General features: G+C 38.0%; 20 protein-coding genes. All 20 read right to left on the reverse strand.

All coding sequences use genetic code 11. The features are described from left to right. Window positions 1-817: 817 nt before the first annotated feature. The gene (locus tag J2Z40_RS05215; RefSeq protein ID WP_083953930.1) at window positions 818-958 is read right to left on the reverse strand and encodes a YrzI family small protein; all 141 of its coding nucleotides are present in this window, start codon (window positions 956-958) and stop codon (window positions 818-820) included. A gap of 407 nt (window positions 959-1365) precedes the next feature. Further along, window positions 1366-2502 (reverse strand): bifunctional cystathionine gamma-lyase/homocysteine desulfhydrase, encoded by a 1137-nt coding sequence (locus J2Z40_RS05220; protein WP_066396191.1) that lies wholly within the window; start codon window positions 2500-2502, stop codon window positions 1366-1368. Next, window positions 2503-3426, reverse strand: a complete 924-nt coding sequence (locus tag J2Z40_RS05225) for a PLP-dependent cysteine synthase family protein (protein WP_066396200.1) — start codon at window positions 3424-3426, stop codon at window positions 2503-2505. Between the two features lie 23 nt (window positions 3427-3449). Then, on the reverse strand, window positions 3450-4148 hold the full coding sequence (mtnN, locus tag J2Z40_RS05230) for a 5'-methylthioadenosine/S-adenosylhomocysteine nucleosidase (RefSeq protein WP_066396202.1): 699 nt from the start codon (window positions 4146-4148) through the stop codon (window positions 3450-3452). A 15-nt stretch (window positions 4149-4163) separates the two neighbouring features. After that, complete coding sequence (locus tag J2Z40_RS05235) at window positions 4164-4802, reverse strand: class I SAM-dependent methyltransferase (RefSeq protein ID WP_066396205.1); 639 nt, start codon at window positions 4800-4802, stop codon at window positions 4164-4166. A gap of 145 nt (window positions 4803-4947) precedes the next feature. Further along, complete coding sequence (locus J2Z40_RS05240; protein WP_066396207.1) at window positions 4948-5685, reverse strand: YrrS family protein; 738 nt, start codon at window positions 5683-5685, stop codon at window positions 4948-4950. A 178-nt stretch (window positions 5686-5863) separates the two neighbouring features. Continuing rightward, the gene (locus tag J2Z40_RS05245) at window positions 5864-7627 is read right to left on the reverse strand and encodes a peptidoglycan D,D-transpeptidase FtsI family protein (protein WP_066396214.1); all 1764 of its coding nucleotides are present in this window, start codon (window positions 7625-7627) and stop codon (window positions 5864-5866) included. Between the two features lie 138 nt (window positions 7628-7765). Continuing rightward, entirely contained in the window at window positions 7766-8242 is a 477-nt protein-coding gene (gene greA / locus J2Z40_RS05250; protein ID WP_066396216.1) for a transcription elongation factor GreA, read from the reverse strand. A 150-nt stretch (window positions 8243-8392) separates the two neighbouring features. Then, window positions 8393-9028 (reverse strand): uridine kinase, encoded by a 636-nt coding sequence (gene udk, locus J2Z40_RS05255; protein ID WP_066396218.1) that lies wholly within the window; start codon window positions 9026-9028, stop codon window positions 8393-8395. 6 nt (window positions 9029-9034) lie between these two features. Continuing rightward, window positions 9035-10303 carry a peptidase U32 family protein gene (locus J2Z40_RS05260; protein WP_066396220.1) on the reverse strand — a complete coding sequence of 423 codons (1269 nt, stop codon included), beginning with the start codon at window positions 10301-10303 and terminating at the stop codon, window positions 9035-9037. 81 nt (window positions 10304-10384) lie between these two features. Further along, complete coding sequence (locus J2Z40_RS05265) at window positions 10385-11314, reverse strand: U32 family peptidase (RefSeq protein ID WP_066396223.1); 930 nt, start codon at window positions 11312-11314, stop codon at window positions 10385-10387. Window positions 11315-11320: 6 nt separating this feature from the next. After that, complete coding sequence (locus J2Z40_RS05270; RefSeq protein ID WP_066396224.1) at window positions 11321-11962, reverse strand: O-methyltransferase; 642 nt, start codon at window positions 11960-11962, stop codon at window positions 11321-11323. A 217-nt stretch (window positions 11963-12179) separates the two neighbouring features. After that, window positions 12180-13307 (reverse strand): endolytic transglycosylase MltG, encoded by a 1128-nt coding sequence (gene mltG, locus J2Z40_RS05275; protein WP_066396226.1) that lies wholly within the window; start codon window positions 13305-13307, stop codon window positions 12180-12182. Window positions 13308-13454: 147 nt separating this feature from the next. Continuing rightward, on the reverse strand, window positions 13455-13745 hold the full coding sequence (locus tag J2Z40_RS05280; protein ID WP_066396228.1) for a DUF1292 domain-containing protein: 291 nt from the start codon (window positions 13743-13745) through the stop codon (window positions 13455-13457). A 14-nt stretch (window positions 13746-13759) separates the two neighbouring features. Then, window positions 13760-14176: a Holliday junction resolvase RuvX gene (gene ruvX / locus J2Z40_RS05285; protein WP_066396230.1), complete on the reverse strand. Its 417-nt coding sequence runs from the start codon at window positions 14174-14176 to the stop codon at window positions 13760-13762. A 3-nt stretch (window positions 14177-14179) separates the two neighbouring features. Next, window positions 14180-14446 carry an IreB family regulatory phosphoprotein gene (locus J2Z40_RS05290; RefSeq protein ID WP_066396233.1) on the reverse strand — a complete coding sequence of 89 codons (267 nt, stop codon included), beginning with the start codon at window positions 14444-14446 and terminating at the stop codon, window positions 14180-14182. Between the two features lie 238 nt (window positions 14447-14684). Then, window positions 14685-17318, reverse strand: a complete 2634-nt coding sequence (gene alaS / locus J2Z40_RS05295; protein ID WP_066396235.1) for an alanine--tRNA ligase — start codon at window positions 17316-17318, stop codon at window positions 14685-14687. A 344-nt stretch (window positions 17319-17662) separates the two neighbouring features. Then, the gene (locus J2Z40_RS05300; protein ID WP_066396237.1) at window positions 17663-18745 is read right to left on the reverse strand and encodes an AI-2E family transporter; all 1083 of its coding nucleotides are present in this window, start codon (window positions 18743-18745) and stop codon (window positions 17663-17665) included. Between the two features lie 179 nt (window positions 18746-18924). Beyond that, window positions 18925-19056: a YrzQ family protein gene (locus J2Z40_RS05305; RefSeq protein ID WP_083953931.1), complete on the reverse strand. Its 132-nt coding sequence runs from the start codon at window positions 19054-19056 to the stop codon at window positions 18925-18927. 34 nt (window positions 19057-19090) lie between these two features. Beyond that, a complete protein-coding gene (locus J2Z40_RS05310; protein ID WP_083953932.1) occupies window positions 19091-19282 on the reverse strand; it encodes a hypothetical protein in 192 nt (63 codons plus the stop codon). Window position 19283 lies beyond the last annotated feature (1 nt).

Consider the following 19283-nt stretch of genomic DNA (forward strand, 5'->3'; position numbering starts at 1 on the left):
CCCCTTTTTCCTTACAAAATTCAGCCATAACCCAAAGTAAGATCAATAAGATAAAACATTGTAAATCATTTTTACACAATATTGTGGACTTGACTCAAATAAGCGGAGAAACTCCGCCTATTTACTCAAAAAATGCAAAAATAGAGGATTTTTCATTGAATAAGCGGAAAAATTCCGCTTATTCTACCCAAAATAGGCTTCATTCTACATTTAAGCGGAATTTCTCCGCTTATTTTGCTTTTGCTCATTACTTGATGAGGGAGAATACATCTTACTCTTTACCAAAGATCCGCTAGTTAAAGAACGAGTCCATTAGACTAAAAAAACGCAGAGGATATGCAGCCCTCTACGTTTCTTAATCGATTTAGCTTAATACTGACTTTATGAATTCAGATTGCTGCTCTACAACTAAACTACTTACCATAAGTTGGTTAATTTTATTTTTATATTATTCTACGTAACTTACTTCAGAGTAAATAATAAGTCCAATCGTTGTGCAAAGTACTAGCCCCATCACAATAGTAAACATGGTTTAGCCTCCCTTTAAACATCCTTATTCACTTCAAACTTACCATAAACACCACGTAAATATTTGAAACAAATATGAACATTTTGTTAAAGAAAGATTGGCTAATTGGATTGTGCTTTGCGCCTTTTTTTCTTAAATTCAAGCGTTAATAGCAGAACATGTAACAAATCAGTTCCCTCCTCTAACTTTAGCTAGGTGGAATCCTTCTCCACCCAGGAAATTGCTTGACGACATTGCATGAATACTTTCATCCTTAACTACCACCTTTCTTTTTATATTCTAAATAAATTAAAAGTGACGATACATTGAAAATTGACGATCGCGATTGTCTTCTTGAATTTTATTAAGCATTTGATTATGAAGGACTTCTTCAATTGAAACATTACGTTTCTTAATCGTTATTGTTAAAAACAAAATATTTAATGTCATGATAGCATTCACCTCCTTTAAATTTGGGGACAAAAAAGCCGCAAAGAGACAATTGCTCCTGCAGCTTAATTTTAGGCATAAAAAAGCCGCGGGAACACGATTCTCCCTGCGGCTTGGATGGGCAAATTAAATAATTAAGCGAGCCATTCCCTGTAGGTCGAATTCGTTAAATATAAAGAAGCATGTAATTGTAAAGTAACAAATGTATTCATCATCATTGTATTCAACCTCCCTTTTTAGAAATTTTTCACTTACATTGGTAATTATAGCCACATCTACTATATTTGTAAACCTATTTTTTACTATTTTTGAAAAATTGGGTATGTTTACGTTATTTTTAGCTTGTCAGTAAGATCCTTTTCAATAAAAAACTGTGAGAATACACTCCCCACAGTTTTTTTTACCGCTTATTTTTCTAATGCCTGTTTTAAATCTTCAATTAAATCTTCCACGTCTTCAAGTCCAACTGAAATACGGACTAATCCATCCGTAATTCCAAGCTCTGCGCGTCTTTCCTGTGGGATGGAAGCATGTGTCATTCTTGCTGGAACAGAAATTAAACTTTCGACAGCACCAAGGCTTTCTGCTAATGTAAAGTATTTTATTTTTTCAAGAAGAACGTCTGCATTCGCTTCACTGCCTACATCAAAGGAAACCATTCCACCGAAGCCTTTCGCTTGTTTTTTCGCAAGATCATGATTTGGATGTGTTTCAAGTCCTGGATAGTAAATCTTAGATACAGCTGGATGGCTTTCAAGGAACTGGACGATCGCTCTCGTATTGTTCTCTGTCTCTTCCATACGAATACCAAGTGTTTTAATCCCTCTCATGAGAAGCCATGAATCCTGAGGACCGAGGACGCCTCCTGTCGAGTTCTGAACAAAATGTAAGTCTGTAGCCAATTCTTCACTGTTCACAACGACTAACCCCGCAACAACATCACTATGTCCGCCAATATATTTCGTTGCACTATGAAGGACGATATCTGCTCCAAGTTCAATTGGTGTTTGCCAATAAGGGGTTGAGAACGTATTATCAACAATTGTAAGCAATTGATGTTCTTTCGCTATTTTTGCAGCCCCCGCAATATCCGTAATTTTCAAAAGGGGATTCGTTGGTGTTTCGATATAAATGGCTTTTGTATTTGGCTTAATTGCTGCTTGAATAGTCGTAAGATCACTCGTATCAATGAATGTTGATTCAATGCCAAATCGGTTCAATACCTTTGTCATGACACGATAGGATCCACCGTATACATCATCTGTCATGATGACATGATCGCCGCTATTAAATAGCATCATAACCGCAGTAATTGCTGCCATTCCCGAACCAAAGGCAAATCCTGCTTGACCGCCTTCTAAATCTTTAATTAATTCTTCAAGTGCATGTCGCGTTGGGTTGCCTGTTCTTGAATATTCAAAACCACTATGCTTTCCGACACTTTCTTGCTTATAAGTGCTAACTTGATATATAGGGACGGATACAGCACCTGTATTTGGATCGCCTGAAATTCCACCGTGGATGAGTTTTGTTTTTCTTCTCATTTATATACCGCCTTCGTAGATTTTTTTGCTAATATATCTGTCACTGCCATCAGGGAATATCGTCACAATATTTGTTCCTTCCCTTGCATGCTGCGCTTCTTTCAATGCAGCATGGAGGGCAGCGCCAGATGAGCTCCCAACTAATAAGCCTTCTTTCAATGCCAGTTCCTTGACACGCTCAAATGCTGCTTCATCAAGCACGGTATGGATGGTGTCAAAGTAAGTGGAATCCATGAATTCTGGCAGGAACTCCATTCCAATTCCTTCCGTTTTATGCGGGCCAGATTCCCCTCCATTTAAAATGGATCCTTCTGGCTCGACTATAACTGTTTTTATATTATGATTTTTTTCTTTTAAAAAACGAGATGTCCCCATAAAGGTACCACCAGAACCAGCACCTGCAACGAAAATATCAATCTCACCTTCAAGCTGATCCCAAATCTCTGGCCCTAATGTTTTATAATAGGTGTTTGGATTTGCCGGGTTCCCGAATTGCTGTGGACAAAAAGAATTGGGTATTTCATTAAGTAATTGTTTTGCTTTTGCAATCGCACCGGCCATCCCATCGCTTGTTCGTGTATGAATAATTTCGGCGCCAAGCGCTTTCATAATGACTTGTTTCTCCATGCTAAACTTTTCAGGCATACAGACCATTACTTTAAATCCCTTATTTAAGGCAGCTAATGCCAAACCAATGCCTGTATTCCCTGCAGTCGGTTCAATAATCGTCCCGCCCTCTTTTAGCTTGCCACTATTTACAGCATCATTAAGAAGTTCCAAACCAAGACGATCTTTCACACTTCCGCCAGGATTAAGAAACTCAAGCTTTGCAAATAAACGGACACCTTTCGGCAATGGGAATTGGCTAATTTCAAGCATTGGTGTATGTCCGATTAACTCATGAATACTTCTATATACGTTCAAACATTCTCACCCTTTGCCCGATATTAGTTTTTCATCGCTGCAACAATCTTCATGACAAGCTGTGATGAATGAAGGGCAGCTTTTTCAAGGAATTGATCAAATGATACATCTGACTCCTTGCCTGCAATATCTGATAGAGAACGAATGATCACAAATGGCTTTTTAAACTGGTATGAAACTTGAGCAATTGCAGCTGCTTCCATTTCAACTGCTTGCAAATCTATGAATTTATCTCGAATGGCTTCAACACGAACTGGATCATTCATAAATGAATCACCTGTTGCAATTAGACCACGCACGACTTGGATGTCTTGTATTTCTTTTGCACATGATTCAGCTACTTGAACGAGTTGAGCATCTGCTTCAAAAGCTGGCGGCAGCTGTGGTACTTGACCGTATTCATACCCAAAGGCAGTTACATCTACATCATGATGTCTTACTTCTGATGAAATAACGACATCTCCAACATTTAATTCTGGATTGAAGCCACCAGCTGAGCCTGTATTAATCACATAATCTGGGTTGAATCTTTCGAGTAGTACAGCTGTCGACAAAGCCGCATTTACTTTTCCAATACCTGAGCGTAGTAAGACAACGTCTACACCGTCCATTAATCCAGTTGTATATTCACAGCCTGCAATTACCTCTTGTGTTTGATTCGTTATTTTTTCACGTAAAAGTGTTACTTCTTCTTCCATTGCTCCGATGATTGCTATCTTCATTATTTAGACCTCTTTCTATTTTTTTACTCCCTCCATAATCCATACAAAGTCATTGCATTGTTCAAATGCTGCCGTAAAACCATTTTCTTCTAATAACCCTTTAAGGAAAGGAATGGTCGTATAGTATTCACGCTGCAAATCTTCTGCTAGATTATGGAAGCCATCTTCTACCGCTTTTTTGATTGCTTGTTTGTATGCATCAGCAGATTCATACATTGTATCCGCAAATACTATTTTACCACCTGTCGCTAATAATTTTCCATACTTGGCAATCGCTGTTCCCTTTTCCTCATCTGTTAAATGGTGAAATGCATAAGAACTTGCAAAAATATCAATCGGTTGATCCACTGAAAAGCTAAGAAAATCTCCATCTATGATTGATGATTGCTTTCCAACCTTCTCAATTGCTAAAGCTCTCATCGAAGGGGAGGGTTCAATCCCAGTAACCTTCAGGCCTTTCTCGATAAACTTCGTTGTTAGATTTCCTGTCCCAGGTCCGAATTCAACAACATGCCCATAAGCGCGGTCAGCAACCATCTGCAATAATCGATCATAATGCTTAAAAACTTCTCTATATTCAATATCATGTCCTGTTACGGTATCATCATATGTTCCAGCCCATTGTTCAAATATTTCGAGAAACTCTTTCCCCATCTTTGTTCACTCCTCAAATTATACACTTATAATTCCTATGAGTATACTATGATTTAATGAAAAACATGTTCTTAATTTACCATATGACTTGAGAACATTCAATACACGAATGTTATTCCCACATAAAAAATAAGGATAGCTAAGTTTAGCTATCCTCGTTCTCTGCCTCTTTTGTTGGTTTCTTTTCTACTTCATTCAACTCTTCCACTTTCGTTGGTTTCCAGCCCTGACCATCGATCCAGTCAATATAGACACGGTATACTTGCTTCTGATCCTTCGTCGTAATTGTTCCAACCGATTTATTAAATCCATTATTTCCAAGGAACCAAACATTCATATTATTTTGATCTACACCTGTCGCATAAGACATTGCCTGAAGCATTTCTGCCCAGTCTGTAGACTCTTTATCATAAACAGCATAATGCTCACCTGTTTGTGAAGTCCCTATCGGGGCCCAGCTTGGATTTTCGATTGTCTTTTTCACATTATTATTGCTTCCACCTTCAGTAACGACTGCGTCATCTTCATTTGCAGGAACGATTGTTATCTCTTCTTTTTTATCGTCAGTACTTCCTGCATTTTTTTCACTTTCATCTAAGCTATTTTCGTCAGATTCTATTTCTTTTTCATCCTGATGTTCGTCAATAGGCGAGGCATTCGATTCTTCCGCAGCTACTTTTTCCTCGTCCTGGCTTGATTCCGTTTGCTGCTCTTGATCGGCTAACTTTTCATCATTGCCTCCTGAAAATATTTTCACAGAGACAAAGATAATTAATAATATAACAAGCCCAATTAACGTATTTAAGATGAGATTTGTTTTTCTTCGTTTTCCCCTTAATTCGGAACGCAATTCCCGACTAGATGAATCATTTTTGCGGTTCATAAGAAAGATACTCCTTCCCATACATTTCTTTTCTGCTTTTAGTTGCACTTATCCGTATTTTAACACGTCTAATCACACTTGAAAAATATCTATGATTCCTTCACACATAAGTGACGAAAATTGAAAAGGAAAGTTTCACTTTATCATTGTTTTTCCATATCGAACAGGGCCGAATGATTTAATTATTAGATTGATCGTACTGATAGGCTTCTTTTACAATATCAGCGAAGAGGGAGGTAACTCCACTTGCTTCCCCTATTACACCAAGTTTGACTGTGACTAGTGCATATTTCGGTTGGTCAAAAGGGAAATAACCCGTAAACCACTTATTATAAATTGGCTTGTCCCCTTTCATTCTGCCTGTTTCTCCTGTACCTGATTTACCAGCAACCTCATACGGGAGATTTTGCAAACTTCTTCCTGTGCCATTTTCATTTATTACAACTTCACGGAGCAGCTTCTGAAGCTTCATTATCGTATATGGAGAAATCGTCTCTCCTTCTAACTTCTGTTCTTTAAAATCTAGTAATGATGTGCTATTTTTATATTCAATCTTTGAGGCAACTCGTACCATCTTTTTGTTTCCACCTCTAGCAATTGTTGCCATCATATTCGCAACAGCTAATGGTGTTGCACGAACCTCATGCTGTCCAATACCCGTTAGACCAACAAAATTATTATCATTTTTTGCATCTTCTGAGAGAAAAATCCTCCCCTTATCCTCTTGCAGCTGCTGGAAATTTTCAAAATGATAAATATTCCCAATCCAGCCAACAGGTCCCGTCAATGATAATTTATTCGCATAGGCCTCTAAAAGATTCGGATCCAACTCCTTCAATTCCTTCGCAATCGTAGCAAATGTGTTGTTACAGCTTCTCGCAAAGCTATTTGTAAAATCTAGCATGCCATGCTGGAAGATAGGATCAGGCTCACCTGTAATCGTTCTGCTGCAATCGAATTGCCTTGATGGATCCGTCAGCTCATATTCAATAGCTGCTGCAGTGACAACTGTTTTAAAGACCGAACCAATGATTTGCTCTTTCAGCATTAGATTTTCTGATCCTCCATTTTCTTTATTAAACGGATCCTGTTTATTTATCGTTGGGCGGGATGCCATCGCTACAACAGAATTGGTCTCGATATCTAGAAGCACAACCCCTCCACTTTCCATTTCATGCTGATCAACAAGCTTCTCTACAGCTTCCTGCAAGGTTGGATCAAGTGTTGTTTTGATATTTACTGGATAATAAGGATTGGCCGGCTCCACATACTTTACATTGATTCCAAATAATGGACCTCCAGTTGCATCGACATGGTAGACAAGCTTTGACTTCCCATCTGGTAAAAGAAATTCATCAAAGCTTCTTTCCATCCCTGTAAGCCCTACCATCGTTTGTGCAGAAAGCTCTTTGTCTGGATAACGATTTCTGAGCAATGTTTCATTTTCTCCAGTAATGCCAATCAAATGCTCCGCAGGATTATCTGTTAAATGATACTTTTTTTCAACAGCAAACACACCTGGAATTTGTAAGTCATTCATTTCCTTTATTTGAGCTTCAGTCAGCTCGATCGGTTTTGGACTCCCATAAGCAAATGGCTTCTTTGCATTTTCCACTGCATGCCTTAATCCATATTCAGATACATCCATTATTTCTGCTACACGCTTTGAATCCCAATCCATCTTTTTTAAAAAAGGGAAAAGAATGAGTACAGGTTTTGTTTGATGTGTAATCGGTGTTCCATCCTTATAGAGGAAATTCCCTCTTCCTGTATCAAGAATCATTTCTTGTGATCGCTGGCTGACACTTGCCTCGAGTAAATTAATCTCTCTATTCGTAAAGTGTTCTGTTTCAACAAGCTGAAGCTGAATGAGTCTGCCAAGTAATATTGATAATCCAGCTAAACATAGACATACACAGATAATTGTTCTTTTTCGCCACATAAAAAACACCTCGTCAAAAGTTTTGACGAGGTTTCTGTTTTTCAAACAATTAGAATTATTTTCTTTCTTAAAGAAAGGCTGTTTTCACAAACATTATCCTAAAAAAGAAGAAGGCCAAGCCCTCTTCTTTAGTATGCATTATTTAATTGTAACAATTCGTACGTCCATTTCTCCACCAGGCGTTTGTACTTTTACTTGATCGCCTACTTTACGGCCAATTAAGCTCTTAGCAATTGGTGAATCATTCGAAATTTTCCCATCAAATGGATCTGCTTCTGCACTGCCTACAATTGTATATGTTTCTTCTTCGCCATCAGGCAATTCAATAAAAGTAACAGAACGCCCTAATCCTACTGTGTCTCCGCCTAACTCGTCTTCTGCAATAATTTTTGCATTTCGGATCATATTTTCAATTGTTGTTATACGGCCCTCAACAAATGCTTGTTCTTCTTTCGCTGAATCATATTCGGAGTTTTCTGATAAATCACCAAAACTACGTGCGATCTTAATTCGCTCCACTACTTCTTTACGCTTTACTGATTTTAAGTATTCTAATTCCTGTTCAAGCTTTTCTTTACCCGCTTGTGTCATTGGGAAAACTTTTTCAATTGCCAAAACCTTCACTCCTTCAATTTTTCACAATACGTAAGATTGTGTTCTTTCTTTATTATGTATTTAGGAAATGCATAGGAGCGCGCCCAATTAGGACGCGCAAAGGTACATGTCCATCTATTTGGACCCATTATTATTTTCTATGCTATTGTGTCATAAAAAAGACTTTTGTTCAAGAATTGTTTGAATCTTTGTGACCATTAAATCAATCGCGACATGATTATGACCGCCTTCTGGGATAATAATATCTGCATATCGCTTCGTTGGTTCAATAAATTGATTATGCATTGGTCGAACAACACTTACATACTGGTCAATAACTGATTCCATTGTTCTTCCACGCTCATTAATATCTCTAGACATCCTGCGAATAATACGCAAATCTGCATCCGTATCCACAAAAAGCTTAATATCCATTAAATTACGGAGACGCTCATCTTCAAGGACGAGTATTCCTTCTAGAATGATGACTCCCTGTGGTTCAACAACAATCACTTCTTCTGAGCGCGTATGCAGAGCATAGTTATATACTGGCTTATGAATCGTCTCATATCGTAGAAGCTTTTCTATATGATCGATTAATAAATCATTATCAAAAGCAAGCGGATGGTCATAATTTGTTTTTAAGCGTTCTTCAAATGGCAAATGTGCCTGATCTTTATAATAATAATCCTGCTCTAACATTAAGATGGAGTGCCCTTTAAAATAATCAATAATTGATTTCGTGACACTCGTCTTTCCAGAGCCTGAGCCACCGGTCACACCGATAACAACTGGTTTGCGTTTCATGGTGTATTAAATCTCCTTTCGCATCATGTTGTTCGGGAATACCGGCTTATCAAGCTTGAATTGTACGATTTGAAGCGGGTGGCGAGCTGCGTCCAACTCATTCCCTTCTTCATCCCAAATCTTATCGATTACATGTGTGAAATTTTTAATTTCCGGGCCGAAAAATTCAACTTCTTGCCCTGGCTTGAAATGATTGCGCTGCTGTAATGTAACCATTTGTGTTTCTGTATTGTAATCTAAAACCAATCCAACAAAATCAAAATTCGTCTTTTTGCTATGATTTCCAAACATTTGCTCCTTATACCCTGGAACACCCTCAAAGAATGCTGGAGCTGTTTCACGATTTGCACATTTAGCCAATTCCTCCAGCCACTCCTGCTTAATTTGGAAATTTGCTGGATCTGCACAATATGCATCGATCACCTTTCGATACACACTTACTACAGTAGCAATATAATGAATCGATTTCATTCTGCCTTCAATTTTCAAGCTATCAATTCCTAGCTCAATCATTTGTGGAATCGATTGAATTAAATTTAAGTCTTTCGGACTCATCGCGAATGGAGAATCTCCTTCACTAAACAATGGCACCTCATTATCACCATCTAATTGATAGAGATCATAATCCCAGCGGCATGATTGACAGCATCCGCCTCGATTCGAGTCACGCGCAGTCATATGATTACTTAAAGTACAACGACCTGAATAAGCGATACACATCGCACCATGAACAAAGGTTTCAATTTCAATATCAACCTTCTCTTTCATTTCACGGATTTCTTCTGCACTTGTTTCACGAGCAAGCACAACACGCTCTAATCCTTCTTCTTTCCAAAACTGTACGGCCTTCCAGTTGGATAAAGATTGTTGTGTACTTAAGTGTACTTCAATCTCAGGTGCAATTCTGCGGCATGTTTCAATGATAAGCGGATCAGCAACAATAATACCAGCAATCCCTGCTTCTTTTAATCCAAGCATATACGCTTCAAGTCCATCAATATTTTCATTATGAGCAAAAATATTTGTCGTTACATATATTCTGGCTCCATACTTTTTCGCGAATTGGACGCCTTCCTTCATTTCCTCAAAAGTAAAATTATCCGCATTTGAACGTAAGCCATATTCCTGTCCACCAATAAATACGGCATCCGCTCCATAATGAACGGCTATTTTTAATTTTTCTAAATTCCCTGCTGGGGCGAGCAATTCGGGCTTCTTAACGATTACTCGTTTGCCGTCCACCATTTGGGAAATATGATCTTTCACCGCTGTCATAAGGCAGCCCTCCATTCAAGAGGTAAACGGTTAGGAGCTGTGAGGCGGAAACCTTATTCCTTACCATAAACCTCTGTTTTTTTAGTACACTGTTTCTTTAAAGAAGAATCCTGTATCTAAAGGACGATTAGGCGGTTGAATTTCTTCAATCTCACTTAAAAGTTCGTCCTTAACATCTTCATATTGGTCCGGGTCTTCCACACAAAGATCAATTGCTTTCCGGTACTGCTTTGTTACTTCAAGAATATATTCAGCACTTTTCAAAATACCTTCAATTTTAAAGGAATCTACACCCGCTTCAATCATTTCCTGAAGCTCATCAATGATACAAATATCATTAGGGCTCATAATATGTGTTCCATTTTCATCTTCAAAAATTGGGTATTTATTCGCGCGTTCTTTGTCATGAAGAAACATGTTATGCTCTTGATTGCGATTCTCTACTTCCATTGCTTTTCCTTGATATTCATAGTAATTGCCGAGTAGTGAGCGCTTTGATTGGAACATAGTCATCATCCCGTGAACTTGTACCTCAATTTCCACTTCTGCATTCTCTTTCATCTCAACGATTGCATCCATATTAATTTCACGGGCAAGCACCGCTCTTTTAGCCCCTTTTCTGCCCCAGTAATTACATGTATACCAATTGGTCCCTGTCGTTTCCGTACTCCAATGCAATTTCATATTTGGAGCTGATTCACGCGCAGCCATTAATACAGCAGGATCACCAAAAATAATTGCATCTGCCTGAACTTCTTCAAGGTATCGAATATATGCTGGCAACTCAGCTACTTTATCATTATGGAAAAGGGCATTCATTGCAACATAGACTTTCTTTCCATTTTCATGTGCAAGCTCAATCGCCTTTTTCACATCTTCCTTTTGAAATTCACCAGCTAGACGCAGTCCATAGCGCTGTTCACCAACAACAAAAGCATCTGCTCCTGCCTCTGCTAATGGAAGAATATCTTCAACACAAGTTGGTGTTACTAATAATTCTGGTTTTGCCACTTTCCTTCACCTCTTTTTACTAATTGCAACCCCATCACCGATTGGCAAGATTGCTGTATGATAATCCGGATGACCCATTAGCCATTGATTAAAATTGTCAATTTTCCTAACGAGTGCTCGTACATTACGATTTTCTATTTCATCCTTCTCACAGACTAACCCTTTAAAAAGAACATTATCTGTAATAATGATGCCATCTTTATTTAAATAGCGGGAATATAATTCAAAAAAACGCTTATATTGACTTTTTGCAGCATCAATAAAAATGACATCAAATGGACCATGCTCTTTCACATTTTCCTCAGCTTCAAGTGCATCTCCTTTAATAATAACAATTTGAGATTCCTTTCCAGCTTCTTGAATATATTGTTCAGCACGTTCGTATCTTTCTGCATCTCTTTCGATTGTCACAATATGGCAATCCGGAAGTGAAAAGGCCATTCGAAGGGCAGAGTAGCCAATTGCGGTTCCCACTTCCAATATAGCTTTCGACTGTTGAATTCTTAAAAGCTGAAGCAATGCTTCGATCGAAGGAAGTTCCATAATCGGCACTTCGTGATCATGTGCATACTGCTCCATTCTTTGAAAAAGTTCAGGTCGCTCAGGGATGATTCCCTCTATATATGCATGCAGCTTTTCATTTTCCAAGCTGCCATCACCTCAATCTTTTTAAACATGAAAAAATAGCGTTCACAGAAAGGATGATGTTCATGCAAAAAAAATTTGCATCTATCTCAGCTTATGAGGCTGATATCCTTACTCGTCCGTGGATTACGCTATCGTTAACAATATAAATACTTGAACTATTTTACCATAAAACAAAGGGGAATGCTAATTTTCTATACAATCCCCTTAAAAAAATTACTTATTTAATATGTTGTGCTTTTTTCTGATTATGTTCATCAAGTGTTTTTGAGAATAAAACCTCTCCTGATGAAGTAGCTAGGAAATAGAAAAAGTCTGATTCGTCAGGAACTAACGCTGCTTCAATCGAACTAACCCCTGCATTCGCTATTGGTCCTGGCGTTAATCCTGGATATTTATACGTGTTATACGGTGAATCAATCTCTAAGTCTTTATAAAGGACCTTCTCTTTATGCTCCCCTTGAGCATATAGCACAGTTGGGTCTGTTTGTAATGGCATGCCAGTTGCCATTCGATTGTAGAACACACTTGCTATTTTATCTCGATCAACCTTTTCAGTTGCTTCTTCTTCAATTAAGGAAGCCATCGTTAATAATTCATGAACGGTTAATTCTTTTTCTTCCATTGCTATTTGATATTCATTTACCACATTCACTGTTTTATCAATCATTGGCGTAATAATTTCCTCAATGGTTGGGTCTTCTTTATAATAGGAATATGTAGCTGGAAATAAATAGCCTTCTAACGGATAGAGAATATTTTCGTCAAGGATGGATTCAGTTAATAAATTCGGGTATTTCTTCATTAATGACTCAATAAAGGCTTGATCATTTAATTTTTCAATCACTTCATCTGCATTTTTATTTGCCTTTTCTGCAATGATGCCAGCAATTTGCAGAAGCTGTTTCCCCTCAGGAATCGTAATTTTAAAAACTAGTTCTTCATTAATGGTTCCTGTTTTAAGACTGCTAATAATTTCAGGGATCGTCATTGATGGCTTTAGTGCATATTCACCAGCCATAAATCCTGTTTCGTTTTTCAATTTCACATAGTACTTAAAGACACGGGCATCTTTTATGATTCCATTTTCTTCAAGTATTTTCCCTATGCTTGTTGATGATGACCCAATTGGAATTTCTACTTGCTGATCTTTATTATTATTTGGGTCAACAGGCTGAATCGCTGATTTAATATAAAAATAGCCCCCACCAACTGCTGCCCCAACTGTAATGATAAATATAATGGCAATAATCAATACGATTTTACGGACTAATTTTGCTTCACTTTGTCTCTCAATCATCTTTTGACGGATTTTATCTCTTTTTTCATTTTTATTTTCATTCGACATTTGAATTCCCCTCCTATCAAGCTGCAAACGTCGTAGCTTCCAATTTTCAATACACCTCGGATTATTATACTATATTTTCTTTTTATCGTCGCAAAATAATACAATAAAAAAACTGGCTGTTTAAAGCCAGCCAGTTTTTTGTTTATTTTATTCTTCTTCTTCAGCTAGGAATGTATTTAACATTTCTTCGATCATTGCCCATTCTTCTTCAGCATCTGCATCAATTGGAATTAATTCGCCATCTTGATTGTCTTCACTAGGAAGAAAAGCGGATGCATGAATATCTATTTCCCCTTCATCATCTTCTTCTGCACCTACTGGGTAATAAAGAACATATGACTTTCCAAATTCCTCTGAATCAAATGTAAAAAGCACCTCACATAATTGCTCGTTGCCTTCCTCATCTATAACTGTAATATTTTTTTCACCGTGTTCCATTTCTTTTCACCTCATTAATTTTTGCTATCTAGAAAGCCTTGTAAAATCATAACAGCAGCCATTTTATCAATGACCTTTTTTCGCTTTTTTCTGCTAACATCCGCTTCAAGCAGAACTCTTTCAGCTGCTACAGTTGACAAACGCTCATCCCAAAGCACAGTTGGCAAATTAAAAAGCTTTTCAAGCTCAGCGGCATACCTTTGTGTAGCTTCACCGCGTGGCCCGATTGTCCCATTCATATTCTTTGGCAAACCGACAACAATTTTACTGACTTCATGTTCTTTGATGATTTTTCCAATCTGCTCAAAACCAAAGATGTTTTCATCTTCATTAATCTTTAAAGTTTCTAAGCCTTGAGCTGTCCAACCTAACGCATCACTGAGCGCTATGCCGACTGTTTTTGAGCCGACATCCAATCCCATTATCCGCATACATTATCCCTTTCGATGCTCTTTTAAGTATGATTTGACAAGCTCTTCGATGATTTCATCCCTTTCAAGTTTGCGGATAATATTACGTGCATCCTTATGACGAGGAATATACGCAGGATCCCCTGATAGCAGGTACCCAACAATTTGGTTAATTGGGTTATACCCTTTGTCTTGAAGAGCCTCATACACTTGAAATAACACTTGATTTACATCATGCTCGATTGGCTCTTCTGGGAAATTAAACCTCATTGTTTTATCAAATGAGCTCATACTTTACACCTCTTTTTTTGAGCGTCCTTGCAGACAACTACTATTTTATCGTCCAGTATCTGGAACGTTTACTAGCATGTCCACTTTTATCAAAGCTGAAGCAACTAGACCCTCGAGTCATAAGCCATTCCAGCATGAAGGTTAAAAAACAACCTTCTTGCTGGCCTGTCTTATGCTTGTCGCCCCTAAACAAGGCGCTTCCGCTTTTCTTTTCATTTTACACTACTTTTCTAAGATATCAAACGGATTTGACCCATTCTTCAACAAAGTTCAGTGCGCTTTCAAGTTTTTCAGGGTCTTTTCCACCTGCCTGCGCCATATCTGGACGGCCGCCACCGCCGCCACCGCATCTTGTAGCTACTTCTTTAATAATTTTTCCTGCATGATAGCCTTTTTCAATCAAATCATTTGTTACAGCAGCAATGATATTTACCTTGCCTTCGTTTACACTGCCAAGAACAACGACTGCAGATCCAAGCTTATTCTTTAAGTCATCAGCCATATTTCGGAGATTGTTCATGTCTGTTGGAGCAACTTTTGCCGATAAGACCGTAACTCCATTGATTTCCTTCGTATTCGATACAAGGCTACTCGCTTCAATATTACCCAATTTTGCTGCTAACGATTCATTTTCACGCTGAAGCTGCTTCATTTCCGCAAGTAATGTCTCGATTCTTAAAGGAAGTTCTTTCGGAAACGCCTTTAATTTGCCTGCTGCTTCCTTCAAAATACTAATTTGATCATTTAATAATTTGTAAGCCGCTTCACCAGTTACCGCTTCAATTCGACGAGTACCAGCACCAATTCCGCTTTCTGATACAATTTTAAATAATCCAATTGTAGATGTATTTGGCACATGACAGCCACCGCAAAGCTCTAAGCTATAATCTCCTACTTGAACAACACGAACAATTTTGCCATATTTTTCACCAAAGAGTGCCATAGCGCCCATCGCTTTTGCTTCTTCGATATTTTTAAATTCAATATTCACGTCAAGACTGCGCCAAATTTTCTCATTTACAATGTTCTCAATTTTTTCAAGCTCTTCGGCTGTAATTTGACCAAAATGAGAGAAATCAAAGCGTAATCTGTCTTGTTCAACAAGTGAACCTGCTTGATTGACATGTGTGCCAAGTACATCCTTTAATGCTTGGTGAAGAAGATGTGTGGCTGTATGATTCTTAATAATTTTTGATCGCGAATGTTCATGAACGAATGCACGTACATCCATATTTACTACTACATTGCCTGACTCCACTACTGCACGATGGAGATTTTGACCATTCGGTGCTTTTTGGACATCCTTAATGGCAATTTTCACTCCATTTGCCTCTAATACACCACTATCAGCAATTTGTCCACCACTCTCCGCATAAAATGGCGTCGAGTCTAAAATAAGTTGAATCTCTTCACCAGCTTCTGCTTGATCAATCATTTGTCCCTCTTTAAGAATTACAAGCACTTTCGATTGTGTATGAAGCGAATCATAACCTACAAATTTGCTTTCCGTTTTAATTTCACCAAGCATCCCACCTTGAACTTGCATGGAATCTACATCTTGTCTTGCTGCCCGTGCTCGTTCACGCTGATGTTCCATTTCAGTTTCAAAGCCTTGATGATCAATCTTCATACCTTCTTCTTCTGCATATTCTTCTGTAAGCTCAACAGGGAAACCATAAGTGTCATACAGGCGGAAAACATCTTGACCTTGGATCATGTCATTTCCAGCTTCTTTTTCTTTTTTTATAACAGAAGACAGAATGGCTAAGCCGTCATGTAATGTTTCATGGAAGCGTTCTTCTTCATTTTTAATTACCTTTTGAATAAATTCAGTCTTGCTTTTTACTTCCGGGTAGAAGTCAGCCATAATATCACCGACTACAGGGACAAGCTCGTACATAAATGGGCGATTAATATTAATTTGCTTTGCATAGCGAACAGCTCTGCGAAGCAAACGACGCAGTACATATCCTCGGCCTTCATTAGAAGGGAGCGCACCGTCTCCGACTGCGAATGCTACTGTTCGAATATGGTCTGCAATGACTTTAAATGCAACATCTGTTTCTTTATTTTTGCCATATTTTTCACCTGAAATTTCTTCTGTTCCTTGAATAATTGGCATAAATAAATCTGTATCAAAGTTTGTCGCAACATTTTGAACAACAGATGCCATACGCTCAAGGCCCATTCCTGTATCAATATTTTTCTTCGGAAGCGGCGTATATGTTCCATCAGGATTATGATTAAACTCGGAGAAAACCAAATTCCATACTTCTAAATATCTGTCATTCTCACCGCCAGGATACAATTCTGGATCACTTAAGTCATCCCCATATTCTGGTCCGCGGTCATAGAAAATTTCTGTATTTGGACCACTCGGGCCTTCTCCAATATCCCAGAAATTCCCTTCCAAACGAATAATTCGATCTTCTGGAACACCAATTTCCTTTCGCCAAATATCAAACGCTTCGTCATCTTCAGGATGGACGGTGACTGAAAGCTTTTCCGCTTCAAATCCAATCCACTTTTCATCCGTAAGAAACTCCCATGCCCATTGAATCGCTTCTTCTTTAAAATAATCACCAATTGAGAAGTTTCCAAGCATTTCAAAGAATGTATGATGTCTTGCTGTTTTCCCTACATTCTCAATATCATTTGTCCGAATTGACTTTTGTGCATTCGTAATCCGAGGATTTTCCGGAATGACACGTCCATCAAAATATTTCTTCAATGTTGCCACACCACTATTAATCCAAAGAAGGGATGGATCTTCATGTGGAACGAGTGAAGCACTTGGCTCAATTGCATGCCCTTTTTCTTTGAAAAACTCTAAAAATAAACGTCGAATATCTGATCCAGTTAAATACTTCATTTCCATTGCCTCCTAGACATTTTTTTGAACAAAAAAAGCCCTCATCCCATACAGGGACGAAGAGCATATTCGCGGTACCACCCTGATTTATGAAAAGAAAAGCAAAAAGTGCCCTCTTCTTCATATCTCAGATCCTTAACGCGGATAAACGGCAGGGATTAGCTGCACTCCGGATTAGCATTCTGTTATCCTTCATCTAGAAATTCTCTCAGCCCAGGAATTTCCTCTCTTATGCGAAATACATTCGCTTAGATGGTCTATAACATACTCGTTCCTTCTTCATGATTGCTGTCATTCATTTTTTACTAGTATAGTCGAATTATAGCGATTACAAAATATGTTTGTCAAGGACGAGAAAATTTCGGGTTCGGTCTTTTTCCAAAGTGTGTTCTTGCATGAACAAGACTAACCTTAATAACGGCTAAAACTGGGACTGCAATAATTAATCCGATAATCCCACCAGCCTCCCCTCCTGCTAACAAAGCGAACATAATGATAAGGGGATGCATATGTAAGCTCTTGCCAACAATTAATGGCGACAGAATATTCCCTTCAACAAATTGGAGTACAAAAATAATAATGATAGAAATGATCATCATCTTTACAGAAATCGTTGATGCGATAATTAATACCGGAACTGCTCCAAAAATCGGACCAAAATAGGGGATAATATTTGTTACACCGATTAATATTCCGAGTAAAAGAGGATATTTCATTCCAAAAAGGAAAAAAAGCAAGGCAGAAATCGCTCCGACTACTATACAGACAAACAGTTGTCCCCTAATATAACTGCCTAAAGATTGATCGACATCACGCAAAAAAAGAATGCCTTCCTGCCGCCATTTTCTCGGTGTTAAATACCAAAGTGCAAGCTTCATCAAATCAATATCTTTAAGCATATAAAAAGAAATAAAAGGGATAATCGCTATCATTAATGAATAGTTTAAAATGCCCAGTAGTATATTAATGCTTTTGGAAAGAAGCCGATCTAATGCTTTTTCCATTGCAATAATGCCTTCATCCACTCTTGTCTGCAGCCCTTCTGGCCATGTTTTCGTTTTTTGTTGTATTTCCTCAATCCATCCTCTGTATTGGTCAGCAAATTGTGGAGCATTTTCTGTTAAATCCTTTAATTGATGAATGAATGCAGGAATTCCCTTATAAAGAGCAAAACCCACTCCTCCAAAAAAAAGAATATAAATGAAAAAAACTGCAAGTCCCTTATGTAGCCCACTATCATGAAGCTTTTGAACAATTGGATGGAGCAAATACGTAATAAAGGCAGCCAAAATAAAAGGAATAAATACAGCTAGAACTACTTTTAAAATGGGCATCCACAATTGATGCAGTTTCAAAAAAACAAATAATACAATCATTAAAAGCAGGAGAAAACCTAATCGGTAATACCATTTTAATCGAATATCCACAAATGACCCTCCTCCTCCTATTTTGAGTATTTGTGAATGGTTTTATGCAAAAGCTGTTTTTCGTAAAAATCGTCGCTATATTACACTTAATTGGTAAGATTAATTTCCCGCAGAGTTCTCCGCTTTAGCCTCTCTAGCACATACAAAAAGGCTGACACCAAAGATGTCAGCCTTTCCTATTAGAACATTTTCTTTATTCGTTTTTGAACTTTCTTCATTTGACGACTAGATAGTAAATTTTTTCTTTGTGCGAGATTATACGCTGCCATTCCAGCACCAAAAGTGATTGCTGAGGTTATTATGCGATTCATTCTCTTCACCTCGATTTTATATTTGCCAGCTGTCCTATATAAGAAACCGACGATCATCTTCTGCAAACAAATCATCAAGTGAACTTAATGTTCCGTCTTCTTCCACCTGATGTGTGTTAATTAGACCTTCGGATAAGGACAATTCTATAAAGCAATTCCAGCAGTAATATTGATTGATCCCAATTTTTCCGATATCTTTGCTATGGCAATTTGGACATTTCAGCATG

The sequence above is a fragment of the Cytobacillus eiseniae genome, from assembly GCF_017874625.1.
GTDB classification, from domain to species: Bacteria; Bacillota; Bacilli; order Bacillales; family Cytobacillaceae; genus Cytobacillus; species Cytobacillus eiseniae.